11 protein-coding genes and 1 pseudogene are annotated in these 19043 nt (G+C 37.4%); 2 read left to right on the forward strand and 10 right to left on the reverse strand.

Going from position 1 to position 19043, the window contains the following annotated elements:
* Positions 1 to 108 precede the first annotated feature (108 nt).
* Positions 109 to 1176, reverse strand: a complete 1068-nt coding sequence (locus tag H560_RS0103350; RefSeq protein ID WP_027378729.1) for a phosphatidylinositol-specific phospholipase C1-like protein — start codon at positions 1174 to 1176, stop codon at positions 109 to 111.
* Between the two features lie 324 nt (positions 1177 to 1500).
* On the opposite strand from H560_RS0103350, the gene H560_RS0103355 reads away from it, so the two are divergent.
* A complete protein-coding gene (locus H560_RS0103355; protein ID WP_027378730.1) occupies positions 1501 to 4545 on the forward strand; it encodes a SusC/RagA family TonB-linked outer membrane protein in 3045 nt (1014 codons plus the stop codon).
* Between the two features lie 18 nt (positions 4546 to 4563).
* Positions 4564 to 6330, forward strand: coding sequence for a RagB/SusD family nutrient uptake outer membrane protein (locus tag H560_RS0103360; RefSeq protein WP_027378731.1), 1767 nt, complete (start codon positions 4564 to 4566; stop codon positions 6328 to 6330).
* Positions 6331 to 6476: 146 nt separating this feature from the next.
* Here H560_RS0103360 and msrA read toward each other — a convergent pair whose 3' ends face one another.
* From msrA to H560_RS0103410, 9 genes and pseudogenes are all read right to left on the reverse strand, one after another.
* Positions 6477 to 7031, reverse strand: a complete 555-nt coding sequence (msrA, locus tag H560_RS0103365; protein ID WP_027378732.1) for a peptide-methionine (S)-S-oxide reductase MsrA — start codon at positions 7029 to 7031, stop codon at positions 6477 to 6479.
* A 269-nt stretch (positions 7032 to 7300) separates the two neighbouring features.
* A complete protein-coding gene (locus tag H560_RS0103370; protein WP_027378733.1) occupies positions 7301 to 8269 on the reverse strand; it encodes an ROK family protein in 969 nt (322 codons plus the stop codon).
* Between the two features lie 84 nt (positions 8270 to 8353).
* Complete coding sequence (locus H560_RS0103375; RefSeq protein WP_027378734.1) at positions 8354 to 9565, reverse strand: PepSY-associated TM helix domain-containing protein; 1212 nt, start codon at positions 9563 to 9565, stop codon at positions 8354 to 8356.
* A gap of 223 nt (positions 9566 to 9788) precedes the next feature.
* Complete coding sequence (locus H560_RS23240) at positions 9789 to 11138, reverse strand: TonB-dependent receptor (RefSeq protein WP_316929356.1); 1350 nt, start codon at positions 11136 to 11138, stop codon at positions 9789 to 9791.
* 15 nt (positions 11139 to 11153) lie between these two features.
* Positions 11154 to 11906: a TonB-dependent receptor plug domain-containing protein gene (locus tag H560_RS23245; protein ID WP_228372409.1), complete on the reverse strand. Its 753-nt coding sequence runs from the start codon at positions 11904 to 11906 to the stop codon at positions 11154 to 11156.
* Positions 11903 to 13111 (reverse strand): annotated as a pseudogene (locus H560_RS21030) (PepSY-associated TM helix domain-containing protein). Before H560_RS21030 ends, H560_RS23245 begins: the two are co-directional and overlap by 4 nt.
* Before the next feature lie 36 nt (positions 13112 to 13147).
* Positions 13148 to 15346: a TonB-dependent siderophore receptor gene (locus H560_RS21035; RefSeq protein WP_051289131.1), complete on the reverse strand. Its 2199-nt coding sequence runs from the start codon at positions 15344 to 15346 to the stop codon at positions 13148 to 13150.
* Between the two features lie 151 nt (positions 15347 to 15497).
* Positions 15498 to 18572: a preprotein translocase subunit SecA gene (secA, locus tag H560_RS0103400; RefSeq protein ID WP_027378735.1), complete on the reverse strand. Its 3075-nt coding sequence runs from the start codon at positions 18570 to 18572 to the stop codon at positions 15498 to 15500.
* Positions 18573 to 18699: 127 nt separating this feature from the next.
* Positions 18700 to 18921, reverse strand: coding sequence for a DUF2795 domain-containing protein (locus H560_RS0103410; RefSeq protein ID WP_002662059.1), 222 nt, complete (start codon positions 18919 to 18921; stop codon positions 18700 to 18702).
* Between the last annotated feature and the right edge of the window lie 122 nt (positions 18922 to 19043).

Below are 19043 nucleotides of genomic sequence, written 5' to 3' on the forward strand. Positions count from 1 at the left end.
GAAAATCTATATTAGTGAAAAATTAGTGAGATTAGTGTTTAAAACAACAGAAAAGACCATCAACAATCTGACAGCCTTTCCATTATAAATCTAATTGTAAAAAATGTTCTATTTTCCGTTCACAGGGTTTTTTCTTTCGTAAGTATTATTGTCAAAACTAATTTTATAGTTTGACTTAAATAATTTACTCGGTTGATAATAATCTGTGGTAATAATCTGCGCACCGCTTTCTTTAGCCTTTTCAAACCTCGAATAATCCTCTTTTCTCGCTTCCATCGTATCTGCATCGGCTCTTGTTCTGATAATGTAGCCCTGTTTTACCAGTTCTGCAATTTTAGGGCTTGGATCATTCATAAATAAAACGGCAGATTCAGGGGTTCCGGGTGCTGAGTTTGTGAAAATCATTCTTCCTTTCAAAGAAGGATGATCTTTCATGTATAAATCTCTGTTTTCACTGTTGTTATCCAATACAAAAAGGAATTTACCTTTGACGTCCTTTACTTTAGGCCAGTTTTTGATTAAGGCAGCTTCATTTAAAGATGAATAATTTTCTCTGATATCGTCCGGAGTGATAATTTTATTTTTCCCTAAATATTTTTTCAACTCATTATCCAGATCATCAAAAAGTTTTGAAGTATAATGCTCCGGCTCGGTTCCGAATTGATTGGCTTTTCCGTCTTTCGGTTCAAGCGTAATAAAAACGGGATCGTGGTCAGGATGGGCATCAGACCATTTTTTTAAATCTTTCAGGCAGTCTTCCAGCGTATAATATTGGGTTTGATAATCTATATCCGTAATATGAATCATTTTATAACCCGGTTTTTTCATTTTCCCTTCCGGATCGAAGGGCTGTGTGGTTTTTACAAGGTCTAAAATTTTCGGATGGGCATATTTTCCACCTTTGCTGTCTGCGTAAACGTCAATTTCAAGATTTCTTAATCCAATATTCAGCTGCTCAGGAATCGGAATATGTTCATATTGTATCCTCGGAAGAAAGTTGAGAGAATCTTTTTTAGATAAATAGCTGTAAACTTCTGGAAGAATCGCCTTTTTATAAGAATTGTGAGAACCAATTACCTGAATTTCATTAATTTTTAAATCATTCAAATTCTGAGACTGCGACCAGAAAAAGTTTATTGATGATAAATACAAACCTAAGAAAACTGCCTTTTTCATTATTTCAAATTTGTATGCGAAATTAGGAGTCCTGCGTCAAGAGAGTTTATATATTATGTTAAGTGTTTTTTAAACTTATGTAAATGAGAAAAAAAGACTAAATGTAAGTATTTGATTCATAACAATGTATTATTTTCTCAAAAAGAGATATTTATATTTTATTGATTTTAAGATAATATTATGTTAAACTGATTTTGTGGTAGATCCTTTTACTTTGTATGCCGAAATAAAAACTAACGACGGCCAAATAAAAACCACTGTTGCGGGAACAACAGCGGCTTTTTATTAAGCAAGTAACGTCATTCAATTACTTTACTTAATGATATGTACCACAAAATTAATTTTTTTAAGTTTAAAAAACTAATTCCGATCGCATTGATTTTCCTGGTTGCCAATCAGGCTCATGCAGAAGAATTTACGGCAGGCTATTCTGTTTTGTCTCATGTGAATGAAACGATCACCGGAAATGTAACGGATCAGGATGGCTCAGCTATTGAAGGAGCTACAATTACGGTGCTGGAAACCGGAGAAACGACAAAAACAGACGCTTCAGGGAATTTTACAATTTCCGCGAATATCGGGCAGACATTATCCATTTCTTATGAAGGATATGGAGAGCAGAGGGTAAAAATTTCCAGTACTTCAGTTGCTGTCAATTTAAAATCTAATAAAGAAAGAACGTCTATTGAAGAGGTTACCTTAGTAGGTTATGGTGCTCAGAAAAAATCTGATTTAACGGGTGCTGTAAGCCAGTTGAAGGCAGAAAACTTTAAAGAAGGAATGAACATTTCCGTGGATAACCTAATGCAGGGGAAAATCGCGGGTGTCCGCATCGTCCAGTCGAGCGGTGAACCGGGAGCGGGCGTGAATGTTTCCATCAGGGGTATCGGTTCCATCAGAAGCGGAAGTACACCTTTATTTGTTGTAGACGGAGTTCTGCTAAGTAATGACGCCGTAAGCGCACAGTCCCCGAATGTAGGTTTAGGAAATGTACAGGCAAAAAATCCGCTGAACTTTTTAAATACAAGTGATATCGAATCTATTACTGTTCTGAAAGATGCTTCTGCCGCTGCTATTTATGGAGCGAGAGGTTCAAACGGGGTTGTTTTAGTGACTACAAAAAGAGGAAAGAAAGGAGAACCGATGTTTACGTATGATACCTACTTAGGTTTTTCTTCTGTTATTAAAAAATTAGATTTAATGACTGCCGATGAATATAGAAATGCAGGAATCAACAAGTTATACGACCACGGTGGAAATACCGACTGGCAGGATGAAATTTACAGAAATGCTGTTTCTTCAAACCACTCGGTTTCCTTCTCAAAATCTACAGAAACGGGAAATTATTTTGCATCCCTTTCCCACATGGATCAGGACGGAATTGTTTTAAACAGCGGTTTCAAAAGAACAACAGCCCGTTTGAACGCAGAAGAATCTTTCTTCGACAATAAAAGATTAAAGATTAAACTAAATCTTACGGCGAGTGACATCAAAGAAACAGGAATTCCAAATGGTGGAAATGCAGGCTCAGACGGCCAGGTGATTATCCATGCATTAATGGCCAATCCTACACGTTCTGTGTACGATGAAAACGGGAATTTTACCAATTTCAATATGAACGCGCATTACAATCCTTTGTATTTATTAAGTGTTTATAATGATAAAACCAATACTTTCAGAGTGTTGGGGAATACAGAAGCCACGTTGAGAATCTTACCGGGATTACAGTATAAATTCAATTTAGGGATCGATAAAACCATGTCTGAAAGAAATACAACAATGTATCCCAATCTGACGGACAGAACTCCAAAAGGAATGTATGTTCAGGCTAATCTTGATTCTTATAATGTACTTTTAGAACATTATTTAACCTATGATTTTAATATAAACAGGCATAATTTCAGTGCATTAGGAGGTTTCTCTTACCAGAAATTTAAAACTACGGGAACGTATTTTGGAGTGAAAGATATTGCAGCTCAGGGAGCGGGAATTGCACCGGACATTAATCCTGGATACTCAGGAACGGCATTTGTGCCGGGAGCGGGATATGCTCAGGAAAATGAATTGCAATCGTATTTCGGAAGGGTAAATTATAATTTTGATAAAAAATATTTATTAACGGCTTCATTGAGAGCAGACGGTTCCACCCGTTTCGGAAAGAACAACAAATACGGTTATTTCCCATCTGTTGCAGTAGGATGGACGATTTCCAACGAAAACTTTCTGAGTGATTCTCAATTCGTGAATGAATTAAAATTAAGGGGAAGCTGGGGACAAACAGGTAACCAGGAAGTTCCGAATAAAATTACACAGGCGAGTTCTTCACTTACGCAGGCTGCGGGATATTATTTATATGATAACTTAAATTTGATTAACGGAGTTTCTATCAACAGAACCGTAAATCCTGACCTTAAATGGGAAGTTGTAGAGCAGACCAACATCGGTGCTGACTTTAGTTTACTGAAAAACAAATTATACGGATCATTGGAATATTATCACAAAACAACCAAAGATCCGATTTTGAATATTCCTTCAAGTCCGTTGAGCCCTACAAGCACAGTCTGGAGAAATGTAGATGCACAGATAGTGAATAAAGGGTTTGAATTCTCTTTAGGTTCAGAAATCATTAAAAACGAAAATTTCACATGGAATTTTGATGTTAACGGAGCTACGGTAAATAACGAAGTGAAGGACCTTCCGGTTTCAGCTATTTATTCAGGAGAGGTTTCCGGGCCGGGACTTTCAGGCGTTACAGCCAATATTTACAGAAATGGTTACGAAGCAGGATCTTTCTTTATGTACAACTATCTGGGAGTGGATTCCAACGGAAAATACATTTACGAAGACCTGAACACAGACGGAAGAATAGACCAGAACGACAGAAAGATTTTCGAAGGGGCAATTCCGAATTTCACTTTCGGGATCAATTCTTACATGAAATACAAGAAGTTTGATTTTTCATTTTCTTTCATCGGGCAAACGGGAGGTTATCTGGTAAATAATACGGCTTTGGATTTAAATATCAATAACTTAGCATCAGACAGGAACGTATTGAAAAGCTTCTATGATTCGGGGGCAAGCTTCACGAACCAGCCGCAATTATCTTCTTTATATCTTGAAAAATCAGATTTTCTTCGTCTGAATAATGTAAGGTTAGGATATACTTTTGACATCAATCAATTGAAATTCCTGAAAAGCATCAACCTTTACGTAAGTGCACAGAATTTATTTACAATTACCAGCTATACAGGCTACGATCCGCTTGTAGATACCAACAAGCAGGTAGGAGGGAACCAATCTTTGGGAATAGATTACACGACCTATCCGTCTGCGAAAACTTTCATTTTGGGAGCAACTGTTAAATTTTAATTTAAGCTAAAAGAAATCATGCAATATAAATTTTTAAATAGTATTAAGATTGTTTTATCCATCAGTGTACTGGCTTTGACCGGCTGTACAAACCTGGATGAAAAAGTAATTGATGAGGTGTTGGGTTCTGAAGTTGCAGATCCGGAAGCAGCTTTGGCTGCGGCTTACAGCCAGCTTGGCGAAGGGACATTTGTAGACCACGGAAGTGTTTTTGCCTTACAGGAATATTCTACAGACGAAGCAATTTTGCCTACAAGAGGCAGTGACTGGGGAGACGGTGGAAAATGGAGAGCTATGCACGAATTTACCTGGGATGCCAACAGTGATGTAGTGAAAAATACATGGAATCAGCTGAACTTCGGGATTACAAAGTCTTTAACGGCGATAGCAAGTGCGAACAAAAGCACGGCACCCAATAAAGCATTGTTTTTAGCGGAAGCAAAAGGTTTATTGGCTTTTTATACCTATTCAACAATTGATTTGTTTGGCCAGGCTCCTTACAGAGATCCTGATAACATCAATGCTCCGATCCGGATCAGAAAAGCGGAAACTACAATTGATGATCTGATCAAAGAGGTGGAAGGGCTTATCCCGAATTTAGCGGATATCAAAACCCAAAATACACACGCCGGAAGATTTACAAAACAGGCAGCGTATGCACTTTTAGCAGATATGTATCTGAACAGAGCAGTTCTAAAGAATAAAACGGCAAGTAATTTCAACTTTTTAGAACCAGCGGTAACAGGAAGCGGAACGGATATGGATAAGGTAATCGAATATTCTAATATGTTGATTAATAATCCGAATTTCAGCTTAGAGTCAAATTACTTCCACAATTTTGACATCAATAACCATACAAGTAAAGAGATGATCTTTACCGTTGTCCAGAAAAAAATCGCGAATTCAGACAAAGGTTCGGATAATGATTTGGCCTATATGTCAATGGAAAGAATCCAAAAGCCGTCACCTGACAACAGAGGTACAAATGCCAACTGTGTTACTCCGGAATTCTATTATTCATGGAACGGAAACCACGATGATCCTCGTTTCCAGAGAACGTATCAGTATGAAGACGGAACGTGGTTCAGAAATGACGGAACGGATGTAAGCGTACCTTCAACAAGCAAAGTGGAAGGAACAGGAAAACCGTGGTTCCATTTTAACAGAGGATTGCAGGTCGGGCAGCAATACGGTCCGAAAATTCTTGCAAACGGAAACTTTGATATGACTCCGGACGGAAGAATTAAAGTATATAAATTATTTACCGAGAAAAATACCACTCTTGCCGCAGATTTTACTCCTGAACTGAATTTTGATAATCCATCGGAAGCAGTATTTACACAGGCTCAGATCAACAGAGGGGTAAGAAATTTCAAGTTTGAATTCGATCCGGGATTAGGAAATAACGGGACAAGCGGAATGGATGTGCCATTGTACAGATTAGGAACGATCTACATGATGAGAGCGGAAGCGTATTTCAGAAGCGGAAATGTAGGCGAAGCCCTGAATGATGTTAATAAATTAAGAACAAGCAGAACAAATGATGCTTTAAAAGGCAATACTGCTGGCGTTGCACTGGCTTCTCTTGATGCCAATACATTGTTCAGAGAATCCGGATTTGAATTATATTGGGAAATGTACAGAAGAAAGGCGATGATCAGGTTCGGAAAGTTTGACCTTCCGGGAACTGCAAAACCAGCTTCCCAGCCTTACAGAAGGATTTTCCCGATTCCTCAGGCAACCATTGATGCATCGAAAGATTTTACCCAAAATCCGGGATATTAGAATAGTTTTTTCTATTATTTTTGCAAACAAAAAAGCGAGGAGATTTGTCTCTTCGCTTTTGTTTTTTATCAATAGGAACGGGCTTTAGCCCGTTTTTTAGAATTATAAATCAATCTGGCTTTAGCCAAAACTTAAAAGATTTAACGTTATTCCTCATTCAACATTCCCAATTCTCCGAAATGCTTTTTAAATTTCTGAATTTTAGGGCCTACTACTGCGCTGCAATACGGCTGTGTCGGATTTTCATTATAATATCCCTGGTGATACTGTTCTGCAGGCCAGAATTTCTCGAATTTCGTTACTTCTGTCACATAAGTTCCCGCCCATCTTCCTGATTCCTGGGATGCCTTAATCGCTGCTTCGGCTTTTACCTTTTCAGCATCATCTTTATAGTAAATCACGGAACGGTATTGTGTTCCGATGTCATTTCCCTGTCTGTTTAGTTGAGTAGGATCGTGAAGGAAAAAGAAGACATCCATCAGTTGTTCATAAGAAATAACAGCAGGATCGTAAGTGATCTGTACCACTTCTGCGTGACCGGTTTCACCTGTGCAGACTTCCTCATACGTCGGGTTATCTTTATGCCCTCCGGAATATCCTGAAATGGCAGATTGTACTCCTTTCAGCATATTAAAACAGCTTTCCACACACCAAAAACATCCGCCTCCAAAAGTGATTTGTTCTAAATTATTGTTATCCATTCTAAGTTTAATTATTGTGTTTGAATATTTTCCTGTTCAAAAATACAAAGGAAAAAAACTAATCAAAAATAGGAAAAACTTTTTCAAATAATGCTCTATAAACTCTTCTAAACGCAAATTGTGATGATAGATGATACAAATTGTTTTAAATAATTTAATTTTAAATATAATGCGCAAACATCTGTGCAAATCCGTGAAATCTGCGGTTAAAACTAAAAACAAAAAGCACCCTCAAAAAGGATGCTCAATATCATTTAAATAGTCTTCAATTACTTTTCCCAAACCAAAGCACTTGCTCCTAAAATAGCAGCATCTGCTTCGTCCAGCTCACTGAAAACCAATTTCACTTTATTTCTGAAAATAGGAAGAAGGTTTCTTTCCATGTGAAGTTTTGTTGGCTTTAAAATAAAATCTCCGGCCTTAATTACACCGCCGAATAAAAGAATAGCTTCCGGAGATGAAAACATGACAAAATTGGCCAAAGCTTCTCCTAATTTTTGTCCGGTATATCGGAAAACCTCAATAGAGATAGGATCTCCTTTTAATGCACATTCATGTACGGTTTTAGAATTGATGGCTTCTTCAGGAAACTGACTTAGCATAGATTCCGGGAATTCTGCTCTCATTTTCTTTGCCGTGATGGCGATTCCCGTTGCTGATGCGTAAGCTTCAAGACTTCCTTCTGAACCTGTGCTCCAATGTTTTCTTCCGCCTGGTTTTACAATTGTGTGTCCCAGTTCTCCTGCAAATCCGTCATGACCGTAGATCAGTTTTCCGCTTGCAACAATCCCGCTTCCTACGCCTGTTCCCAGGGTAATCATAATGAAATCTTTCATTCCGCGAGCTGCCCCGAAAAGCATTTCACCAAAAGCCGCTGCATTGGCATCGTTGGTCACGGTAACAGGAAGATTAAACTTCTTGGTCATCAGTTCCCCAAAAGGAATTACACCTTTCCATGGAAGGTTGGGAGCCTGCTCTATGGTTCCTTTATAATAGTTGCCATTAGGAGCGCCAATCCCGATTCCGTCAAAAGTTCTTTCTTTACTGTGCCTTTCTATTAAAGGATAAATATTTTCATACAACGCATCAATATACTCTTCGATTGTTTCGTAAGCATCTGTACGCAGATTTCCTTTTTCAAGAACCTCACCCCGGTGGTTTACAACTCCAAATTTCGTATTCGTACCGCCTATGTCAATTCCTAAGGCAACGTTTTTTGATAAATCGATTAATGACATTTCTATTTTTAATTCTAAAAGGTTAAAATTATAAAAAAGATTGTATTAATGGATTATGAACTAAAGATTTATTGAAATTTTTTTTCAGACAGTTTTTACGGTTTTCTTTTTTCTTCTTCCCCACCATATCATAAAGCCAGTGACTGGTAATGAGGCACATATAAGACTTACAATGAAGGCGATAATCTTTGTAGGAAGGCCTAAAATAGATCCTACGTGGATATCATAGTTGGCTCCAACTGTTTTTTCGCCGAAATTTTTATCTTTCATATCGTGGGTATGAAGCAGTTCACCGGAATTTTCATCAAAAATAAGGCTGCTGCTTTTGTGGTAAGAATATGATAAGTGCTTCACATAAACCTCAAAATTCGGGTGCTCATGATCATCCATATGCTCATGACCAAGATCAATCGAGAAGCCGAAAGAATCCGGATATTTTGCCTTAACGGTATTGCTGATTTTATCTAAAGTTCCTTCTGTTCTTAATTCAATCGGAGCTTTTGTTTTAATCATTGAAAAATCAGGATACTGCGTGCTTCCTCCGGAAAAAATGAAGTAAAATGCAGCCTGAACGGCAAAAAATGCATAGAATAACCCTGTTAATGAAAAGATTAAAGCAAAAATAGAAGCATAAAAACCTAAAACATTGTGAAGGTCGTAATTTTTTCTTTTCCAGCTTTTTACATTTTCCCATTTGAAAGAGAAACGCTGTTTTCTGGCTGCTCTATTTTTCGGCCACCAAAGAATAATCCCGGAAATAAGCATGATGACAAAGATAATCACCGGGATTCCCACAAGATACGTTCCCCAGGACTGTTTAAGAAGATAGCTCCAGTGGATCATTTTTACAATCTGGAAAAAGCCGTTTTTCTCATCATAAGTTCTCAAAACTTTTCCGTTGTATGGATTGACATAAGCAACTTTATAAATTGGGAATTCATCGAAATAATTCCAACCTTTTATATCGTGTTCATACCAATAAAAAAGATAAGACATTTTCTTATCCATCGGAATATTCACCCAGTGAACCGGGTATTTCTCCTTCACCTGATTTACAACGGCCTTTTCCAAAACACGGATAGGAAGTACCTGCTTTTGATCGATATTTTGTTCGTTATGATAGATGACATCTTTACGGGTAAAATTTTCTACCTCGTCCTTAAAAACATACAAAGCTCCGGTAATGGAGATGATGAAGATCAAAAATCCTATACCAAGGCCAAACCACAAATGCAGTTTCCCTGTCCACTTCTTAAATGCGCTTGGTTTTTTCTTATGATGATGCTTTTTTCTCATGTTTTCCTTAAGTTCGGCAAAGATAAGCGTTTAAATTTTATTTAGAATATTTATAAATAATTAATTTTTTACAAATTTTTAACTGCAATTGTCATCCTGTTCATCCTTGTCAAAGTTTTAAACCTTGACAAGGATTCATGTATAAGTTGAGAATATTTTGGATGTTAAAATTAAATCTTCAAGGTTTTCAAAACCTTGAAGGTTTAGCAGCTGTAATTAATTTTTAAAATTGATATTCAACTATGAAAGTTCCTCTCATTCCCAAAGAGTTTGTTAAATCACTGTCTCTTGCAGCCCACCATGCTATTGCCGGCTGATACATTTTGTTGAAAACGTTTTCAATACCTAAAGAAACTTTCCAGTTTTTAGTGACATCATAGCTGGATTTAAAGTTGAAAACCGTGTATTCCGGAACCCTCCCTTCTCCGTAGGCGAACAATCCTGTTTTTGAATTCGGCTGGAATCTGTCCTGCCCAAAAGCATGAAGCATATCAAGCCCTACGGATAAATTTTGAGTAGGTCTCACCTGAACATAGGCTAGAACTTTCGGTGCAGAAATTCTGCTGTTGTTGATCTTTGTTGAGTAATCGCCGTCGTCCTTTGGAGAAGTGATGCCTTCAATCCAGCTGTAGCTTCCCCCGAAATTGATCCATCTTGTAGGGCTGAAATGTAAAAATCCTTCCACTCCGTAAACCACTTCCGGTGCTCTCTGAATGGTAAGTGCTCTATCCGGACTCTGGATGAAAGTCGCTCCTAATTTTGAAGTGCTTACATAAGAAGTGACTTCATAGTTCAGCCATTTTGTAATGTTTCCTGTTGCTCCCAGCTCGTAGTTATTAACGATAATTGGCTTGGTTTCAAGGTTGGTAATGGTGTCGGAAGTTGAGGTTCTGAGGATTCTTCCCAGTTCATTGATGGAATAAGCCTGCGAAAAGCTCCCGAAAATATTGATCATCGGGTTAATGTTATAACGGATACCGATATTTCCTACCCAGGCATTATATTCAAGATCACCACCTTTTACGAAAATACTTTGTGTAAATGTTCCGTCGTTTTTAATAGTTGAAAGAGTATTGAAATCTCCGACTTTCACTTTCATGTTTTCATAACGAAGGCCTCCCTTGATGGTTAATTTCTTTAATAAATCGATTTTAACTAAAGCAAAAGGTGCAATATTCGTCATATCCATATCCGGCGTCCAGTAACGGCCGTCTTCCAGCTTTTGAACGGTTTGATCATTTAAAACATCCACTCCATAGATGATTTCCGCCTGCGAATTCTGAGCGTTCCAAAGTTGCGTGTCAAAGTTGGCTCTGGCCCCGTATTTTTTTGAAATAACATTGGACTGTCCGCCGTTTAGGAAGGTATCACTATAGCCGTAAACCGTTCTGAAATCCTGCATATAAAGGTTTACGTTTAATGAAGTTCCTTTCCAGATATTTTTATTATCATAGCTTAGTTTTACATTGTGGTTTCTTGGAGTCCCCTGTGGAGTTGTCTCCAGATTTTTGCTTTCGCCCTCTCCGATTGTGGGGGTGATTCCGTATTTTCCTGTTTTTAAGCCTAAATTCAGATCAGATTTTGATGCTTAGCCAATGTAAGATGCTTCAATTCTTTGATTATCATTAATGTTGTAGCCTAACTTCAGCATTCCGTTGTAGTTATTCATTTTTGCGGTGCTGTAGGTAGGGCTAAGGTTCACACCGTCTGCATCTTTCATATACCCTGTTTTTTCATAAGCAAATGAAGCTACATAATCGAAATTTTTTGTGATTTTGCCTGAAAGAAGCTGACTCGCCCTGAAGCCCAGCGTTCCACCGTAAGGCTGCCCCGTAAGTCCAACCTGGGAAATTCCGGAGATTTTTTTATCAGAACTGCTTTTCCTTGTGATATAATTGATAATTCCACCGTCTGCACCATTTCCGTAAATGGAGGAAGCACCTTTTATAACTTCAATTCTTTCGATTACCGATGGATCTATTGTTCTTAAGTCTCTGGCTCCGTTTCGAAATGGGGTAGACTGCGGAATTCCGTCAATCAAAACCAAAACCTGGCGGCCTCTCAGGGTCTGTCCGGTATTGGAAGTCTGGCCCGAGCTTGTTGCCAAACTCGGTACTGTGTATTGTAAAATGCTTGTAATATCCGAATTCACGGTTAATTGTGACTGAATTTGTTTTTGGCCGACAATTGTTACGGAACTTGGTATTTCTTTGATGCTTTCTTTTTTTCTGGATGCCGTAAGTACGACTTCATCTACATCTTTTACCTGTACAGAATCTTTTTGCTGTGCAAACGTTGTAATAGCGGCTAATGTAGCTGCAGATAGTATAATTTTCTTCATTTTAGTGTTTTAATTCCTTTTTTCTTCTTTTTTCCCAACCATATTATAAATCCCGTTACGGGCAGTGATGTGCATACTAAACCGGCAAGAAACCAAATGATTTTTCCCACAATCCCGAAATAGGATCCGGTGTGGATATCATAATTGGCATTGGCATATTTTTCTGCATTGTTAAGTTCGTGATGAGGTTTATTTGATAATAATTTTCCTGAATATTTATCAAAAACGACCTGATTTCTTATTGCAAATTTTCCTTCTTCACCGTAAACAGTGACAGGAATATTCTTTAATTCTTTTCCTTTTTTATTTTTTCCGTTTAGCGGGATTCTGAAACTTGAAGCTCCGGCATATAATTTTTTTGTTTCCTGAGCAGTTAAATCAAAAACCTGATTGTTTTTTACCAGTAAAGAGTCGGGAGATTTTACTTCTTTTTCTTTCGGCGGCTCTGGTGATCCGGAAAGTGCTATGTTGAAAGCATTTTTCACCCAGGGATAAGCGAAGTAAATTCCTGATAAGCTCAATAACAAAGCAATAAACGAAGCGTAAAATCCTAACACGTTATGAAGATCATAATTCTTGCGCTTCCAGGTTTTTACATTTTTCCAATCGAAAGAAAATCGTCCTTTTCCTGCTTTTTTATTTTTCGGCCACCAAAGAATAATGCCTGTTATCAGCATAATAATGAATAAAACCACCGGAATTCCGACCACATATTTTCCCCAGTCAGCTTTTAACAGTCAGCTCCAGTGGATGGCTTTCAGAATAGGGAAAAGATCATATTTTTCGTTATAAATTCCAAGAACCTGACCGTTGTAGGGATTTACGTAAATTAATTTGTTGATTTTAACATCATCAAAATAATTCCAGGCTTTTTTATTCTTTTCGTAATAGAGAAATTCGTAAGATTTGTTTCTGTCTAAAGGTATTTCTACTGAACTCAAAGGATATTTTTCATTGATTTCCAAAGAAACCTTTTCTTTCAAAACTTCAATGGGAAGAGGATTCTGCGTAATCGTTTCAGCTTTTACATAAATAGCATCTTTTCTCAGAACATTTTGAATTTCATCCTTGAAAACATACATCGTTCCCGTTAAAGAGACAATGAAAACAATCAAACCAATGGATAAGCCAAACCACAAGTGCAGTTTGGCAGACCATTTTTTTGTAAATGAAGGTTTTCTCTTATGATGGTGTTTTTTCCTCATGTCAAAAAGCCGGTCGTGAAGACCAGCTTTTATTATTTAAAATTTATATCCTATTGAAAGTCTGAAATTTCTTGGCGCTTCTGCCTGGTAATAGTAGTATGCTCCGTAAGGTGAACCTGAGTATAAATATCTGTTGAACACATTGAATACATTAAGGCCAACTCTGAACTTTGTATTTTCCCATGAAAGACCGGCGTCGAACTTTACATAATCATCCAAATCCTTCTGTGTACCAGTATTTGCCCAAGCCCATGTACTTCTGTCTGCAAGGTAAGATCCTCCAAATGAAAGCCCGAATCCTTCAAGGGTACCTTCTGTAAAGGTATAGTTTAACCACCCGTTTGCAGTATGTTTAGCATATCCGGGAACTCTCATGCCTACAGGATTATTTACAGGATCATTGGATTCCGTAACTTTGTTTTCTGTGAAGGCATAATTGAAAATTGCATTGAATCCTCTTGTAATTTCTCCTTTAAGGTCAAATTCTACTCCCTGTACTCTTGTTTTTCCAAGTAAAATTGAGAATTGTTCGCTTGGAGTATTGGTTGGATCGTTTACTGTAGCATTATTTTTTACGATATTATATGCTGAAACCGTTGTATTCCATTTTCCTCCAAACCAGTCTTTCTTTACACCAATTTCAATGTTGTTTCCGGTAATTGGCTTTACAGTGCTTCCATCTCTGAAAATTGCGGCTTGCGGAACGAATGACTGATCATATAAACCATAAACAGACATACTTTCATCAACTGAATAACTGATACCCACACGTGGAGTTATTTTATCGGCTTCTGATTTTGTTCCGTAATTATTTTCTTTTACGTTTGTATAACGAGCAGCAAGTGTTAATCTTAATTTATCATCAAGAAACCCTAATTCATCCTGTAAGTATAAGCCAGTGTAGTTTTGTTCAATTGTGCTTCCTACTCCCGCTCTTACAGAAAGCGGTTTTGTTTTGTCAAAAGGGATATATGCTGCTGAATTATTAGGCCCATAATAAGCTCCATTGCCATTAATATCATAATTATTGGTGTTTAAATTATACCAGTAATTATAATCCGGTGCAAGAGAGTAATCATCAGTCGCATTAAATTTATCAAGATTATACCCCTGGCTCCAGTCTGCCATATATTTTTTGCTTCCTAAATCTAACCCAGCTAATATTTTATGTGAAACAACTCCGGTTTTTGCATAACCATTTAGGAAAATCTGACCGAATTTCATTGTGTTATCCGCTTCCCAATATCCTAAACGACGGATCATATAGTTGCCTACAAAACCGCTTGGCCAAAGATTGCTTCCCATTGTGTATTCATTCACATACGTTAATTGAGAAGTTAGTTTCCAATTTTCATTGAATTTATGTTGTAGATTTACGTTTACAGTGTTGTTATCTACATTTGTTGGTTCAATGCCGGGATCTGTAGCTGTGTATGATGCCGGTTTGTTTGCATAACCTTCGTAGCTGAATACATAGGCGGAACCTACTTCGGACATTTTTGCCTTTTGATAGATATATTCTGCTGTTAAGGTTGTTTTATCAGTAAGATTTACTTTTAATGAAGGATTGATGATATATCTGTCATTAAATTCATAATCTCTGAAGCTCTTTTTATTCTGAGCCATCAAATTTAATCTGAAAGCAACTTTATCTGTAATTTTGGTATCAATATCTGTTTCTCCTCTGTACATATTGAAGCTTCCAAGCGTTACTCTTGCGGAACCATTCAAAGATTGTCCGGTAGGTTTTTTCGTTACAATATTGTAGATACCGCTCGGCTCACCGTTTGACATTAAGAAGCCGGACGGCCCTTTAATAAATTCAATGTGATCCACAAAAGACATATCTTCACTTAGCGGTCCCCAGTTTGAAGTTACGTTTACTCCGTTCATGAAAGCTGCTGCTCTGGAACCTCTCATATTCACTCTTGTGTACATATCACCCCAGTGCTCCAGCCTTTGTGCTCCGGCTACGTTTCTTAGAACACCGTCGCTCAATGTAGTTACCTGCTGGTCTTCTAAAGCTCTGTTTGTAATAATGGAAACATTTTGAGGAATTTTTATCAATGCTTCATCAAGACGCATTGAAGAAGAACCTTCCTTTTCAACATACTTTTTGTAGTATTTTCCACTTACAATTACTTCTTCAATATCATTTGCTTTTATAGAATCTTTTTCCTGCGCGAAAGTCAGCATAGAACCTAACAAGGAGGCACAGATCAGTACATTTTTCATGAAACTCAAATTTTTTGCAAATATATTGTTTTTAATTATTCTAAATAAATTACAGGATTGATATTTGTCATGAATTCAATATACATCGAATAATAAAAAACCGCTACAAGCAGTATTGTAACGGTTTTTTAAATTATTATTAATTTTATTCTTAAGCCGGAATTTCTCCTTTGTATAAGAATGAAATAATTTCTTTGTTCAGTTTATCGATCATTTCACTGAATAAGTGGAAAGATTCCTGCTTATAAATTACCAGCGGATCTTTTTGCTCATAAACAGCTCCCTGAGAAGATCTTCTCAAGTCGTCCATTTCACGAAGGTGAAGCTTCCAGTTTTCATCAATGATAGATAATGTGATGTTCTTTTCGAAATCATTTACTAAGCTTTCACATTTTGTATCATAAGCTTCCTTAAGATCAGCAACAATGGTCATTGTTTTGTGACCGTCTGTGAAAGGAACCTGGATCATTTTAAACATTGAACCCTGATTCTGATATACATTCTCAATAATAGGGAAGGATTTTTCTTTCAATAAGTTCAGCTTCATCTGGTAATCTTCCTGGGCTGCTTTGAATAAAATGTTCGTTAAATCCTGAACAGTTTTATTCTTGAAATCATTCTCAGAAACAGGAGATTCCATAGTGAAAGTTTTAATGATTTCATATTCGAAATCTTTATAGCTTCCTGTTGCTTTCCCCTTATTTACAATTGAATTGGCAACATCAAAAATCATATTCGCGATGTCATACTTCAGGTGATCTCCGAATAAAGCATTCTTTCTTCTCTTATAAATTACGTCACGCTGCTTGTTCATAACGTCATCATATTCAAGAAGTCTTTTTCTTGTTCCGAAGTTATTTTCCTCTACTTTTTTCTGAGCTCTTTCGATAGATTTAGAAATCATAGAGTGCTGAATCACTTCACCTTCTTTATGACCCATTCTGTCCATCATTTTAGCGATTCTTTCAGAACCGAACAAACGCATCAGGTTATCTTCCAAAGATACGTAGAACTGGGAGCTTCCAGGGTCTCCCTGACGTCCTGCTCTACCTCTCAACTGTCTGTCAACACGTCTTGAATCGTGTCTTTCTGTACCGATAATTGCCAGACCTCCCGCTTCTTTTACTTCTTTAGAAAGCTTAATGTCGGTACCACGACCTGCCATGTTAGTTGCAATAGTTACAACTCCCGGCTGTCCTGCTCCGGCAACAATCTCTGCTTCTTTTTTGTGAAGTTTCGCGTTAAGAACCTGGTGAGGGATTTTTCTTAATTGAAGCGCTTTTGATAGTAACTGAGAAATTTCAACAGAAGTTGTACCTACAAGAACAGGTCTTCTTGCTGCTGTTAATTTTTCGATTTCTTCAATTACTGCGTTATATTTTTCACGGTTAGTTTTGAAAACTAAATCCTGTTTGTCATGTCTTAAGATCGGGCGGTTGGTAGGAATTACCACTACGTCTAATTTGTAGATTTCCCAAAGCTCGCCTGCTTCTGTTTCTGCCGTACCCGTCATCCCCGCAAGCTTGTTGTACATACGGAAGTAGTTCTGAAGGGTAATGGTTGCAAAAGTCTGTGTCGCCGCTTCGATTTTTACATTCTCTTTTGCTTCAATCGCCTGGTGAAGGCCGTCCGAATAACGTCTTCCTTCCATGATACGGCCTGTCTGCTCATCAACGATTTTTACTTCACCATCAATTACCACATATTCATCATCTTTTTCGAATAATGTATATGCTTTCAATAGCTGGCTCATCGTGTGAACTCTTTCAGACTTTTCGGCGAATTCTGAGAATAATTTTTCTTTAGCTTCAAATTCTTCTTCTTTAGATAAATTTTTAGCATCTAATTCTGCGATTTCAGTTCCTATGTCCGGAAGAACGAAGAAATTTGGGTCAGAGTTTCCTTGAGACATGTATTCAACACCTTTGTCTGTTAAATCAACCTGATTGTTTTTTTCCTCGATTACGAAATAAAGATCTTTATCTACAATCGGCATATCACGGTTGTTGTCCTGCATATACTGAGCCTCAACTTTCTGAAGCAATGCACGGTTTCCGCTTTCCGATAAGAATTTGATTAATTGTCTGTTTTTAGGAAGACCTCTGTATGCCTGAAGCAATTTGAATCCTCCTTCTTTTGTGTTTCCTGCAGCTATTAATTTTTTAGCTTCATTAAAGATCGTGGAAACAGTTTTTTTCTGAACTTCAACGATTCTGTCGATAGAAGGCTTCAGAACATCAAATTCCTGTCTGTCTCCCTGAGGAACCGGTCCGGAAATAATTAACGGTGTTCTTGCGTCATCTACCAATACGGAATCCACCTCATCCACGATAGCAAAGTTTAATTCTCTTTGTACCAGTTCTGAAGGTGAAGTTACCATGTTATCTCTCAGATAATCGAACCCGAATTCGTTATTCGTTCCGTAAGTGATATCTGAGTTGTATGCTTTTCTTCTTCCGTCTGAGTTCGGTTGGTGATTATCGATACAATCGATGCTCATTCCGTGGAATTGGTACAATGGCCCCATCCACGCCGAGTCTCTTTTGGCAAGGTAGTCGTTCACTGTTACTACGTGAACACCTCTTCCGGGAAGAGCATTTAAGAAAATTGGAAGCGTACCTACAAGAGTTTTACCTTCACCGGTCGCCATTTCGGCAATTTTACCACTGTGAAGAATTACCCCTCCGATAAACTGTACATCGTAGTGTACCATGTCCCAGTTTACAGGTGTTCCGGCAGCATCCCATGAGTTTTTCCAAACAGCCTGATCTCCCTGAATTTCTAAGAAATCTTTACCCGAAGCAGCCAGTTGTCTGTCCCAGTCAGTTGCTGTAACACGGATTTCTCCGTTCTGTGCCCATCTTCTTGCTGTTTCTTTTACCAAGGCAAAAACTTCAGGAAGAATTTGGAGAAGAACTTTTTCTTCGATTTCGTAAGATTCTTTTTTAAGAGATTCAATTTTTGAGAAAAGAGCTTCTTTTTCATCAACGTTTGTTGAATTCTTGATCTGCTCCTGTATCTGTTCTATTTGAGCTGTGATTTTGCTGGTTGCAGATTTAATATTTTCTTTAAACTCAGCAGTTTTCTCTCTTAAACCATCATCAGACAATTGCTGAATGTTTGGTTCAACAGCTTTGATTTTTGTTACAACTTTTTTTACTTCTTTTAGGTCCTGCGCTTTCTTGTCTCCCAAAAACCCTTTAAGAACTTTGTTTAAAAAACTCATAAATTTTTTGCTTTATGCTTAAAGTGATATACTTTAAGCGTTTTACTAATACGCTTATTGCGCAAAAATTGATATTTAAAAAGGGCAAAAAAGCTTTAAGCCTATTGCCTAAAGCTTAATGCTTTAATTAATATTCGTCTTCGTTCCAAAGGAAGTCTTCATCCGTTGGATAATCACTCCAAACCTCTTCAATAGATTCATAAATTTCCCCTTCATCTTCGATGGCCTGAAGGTTTTCTACAACTTCCATAGGTGCACCAGTTCTGATTGCGTAATCAATAAGCTCTGCTTTTGTCATTGGCCAAGGTGCGTCACTTAAGTATGAAGCTAATTCTAATGTCCAGTACATAATTTTCTAATTTTTTGCAAAAGTATAAAAATAGCTTATATTATATGCTTTTTTACACCTGATTTTCAATTCTTTTTATTAATTTTTATTCACTGTACGATACAGAAACCATTAGAGCAGTA

Origin of the sequence: Chryseobacterium daeguense DSM 19388 (genome assembly GCF_000430825.1) — a bacterium.
Lineage (GTDB): Bacteria > Bacteroidota > Bacteroidia > Flavobacteriales > Weeksellaceae > Chryseobacterium > Chryseobacterium daeguense.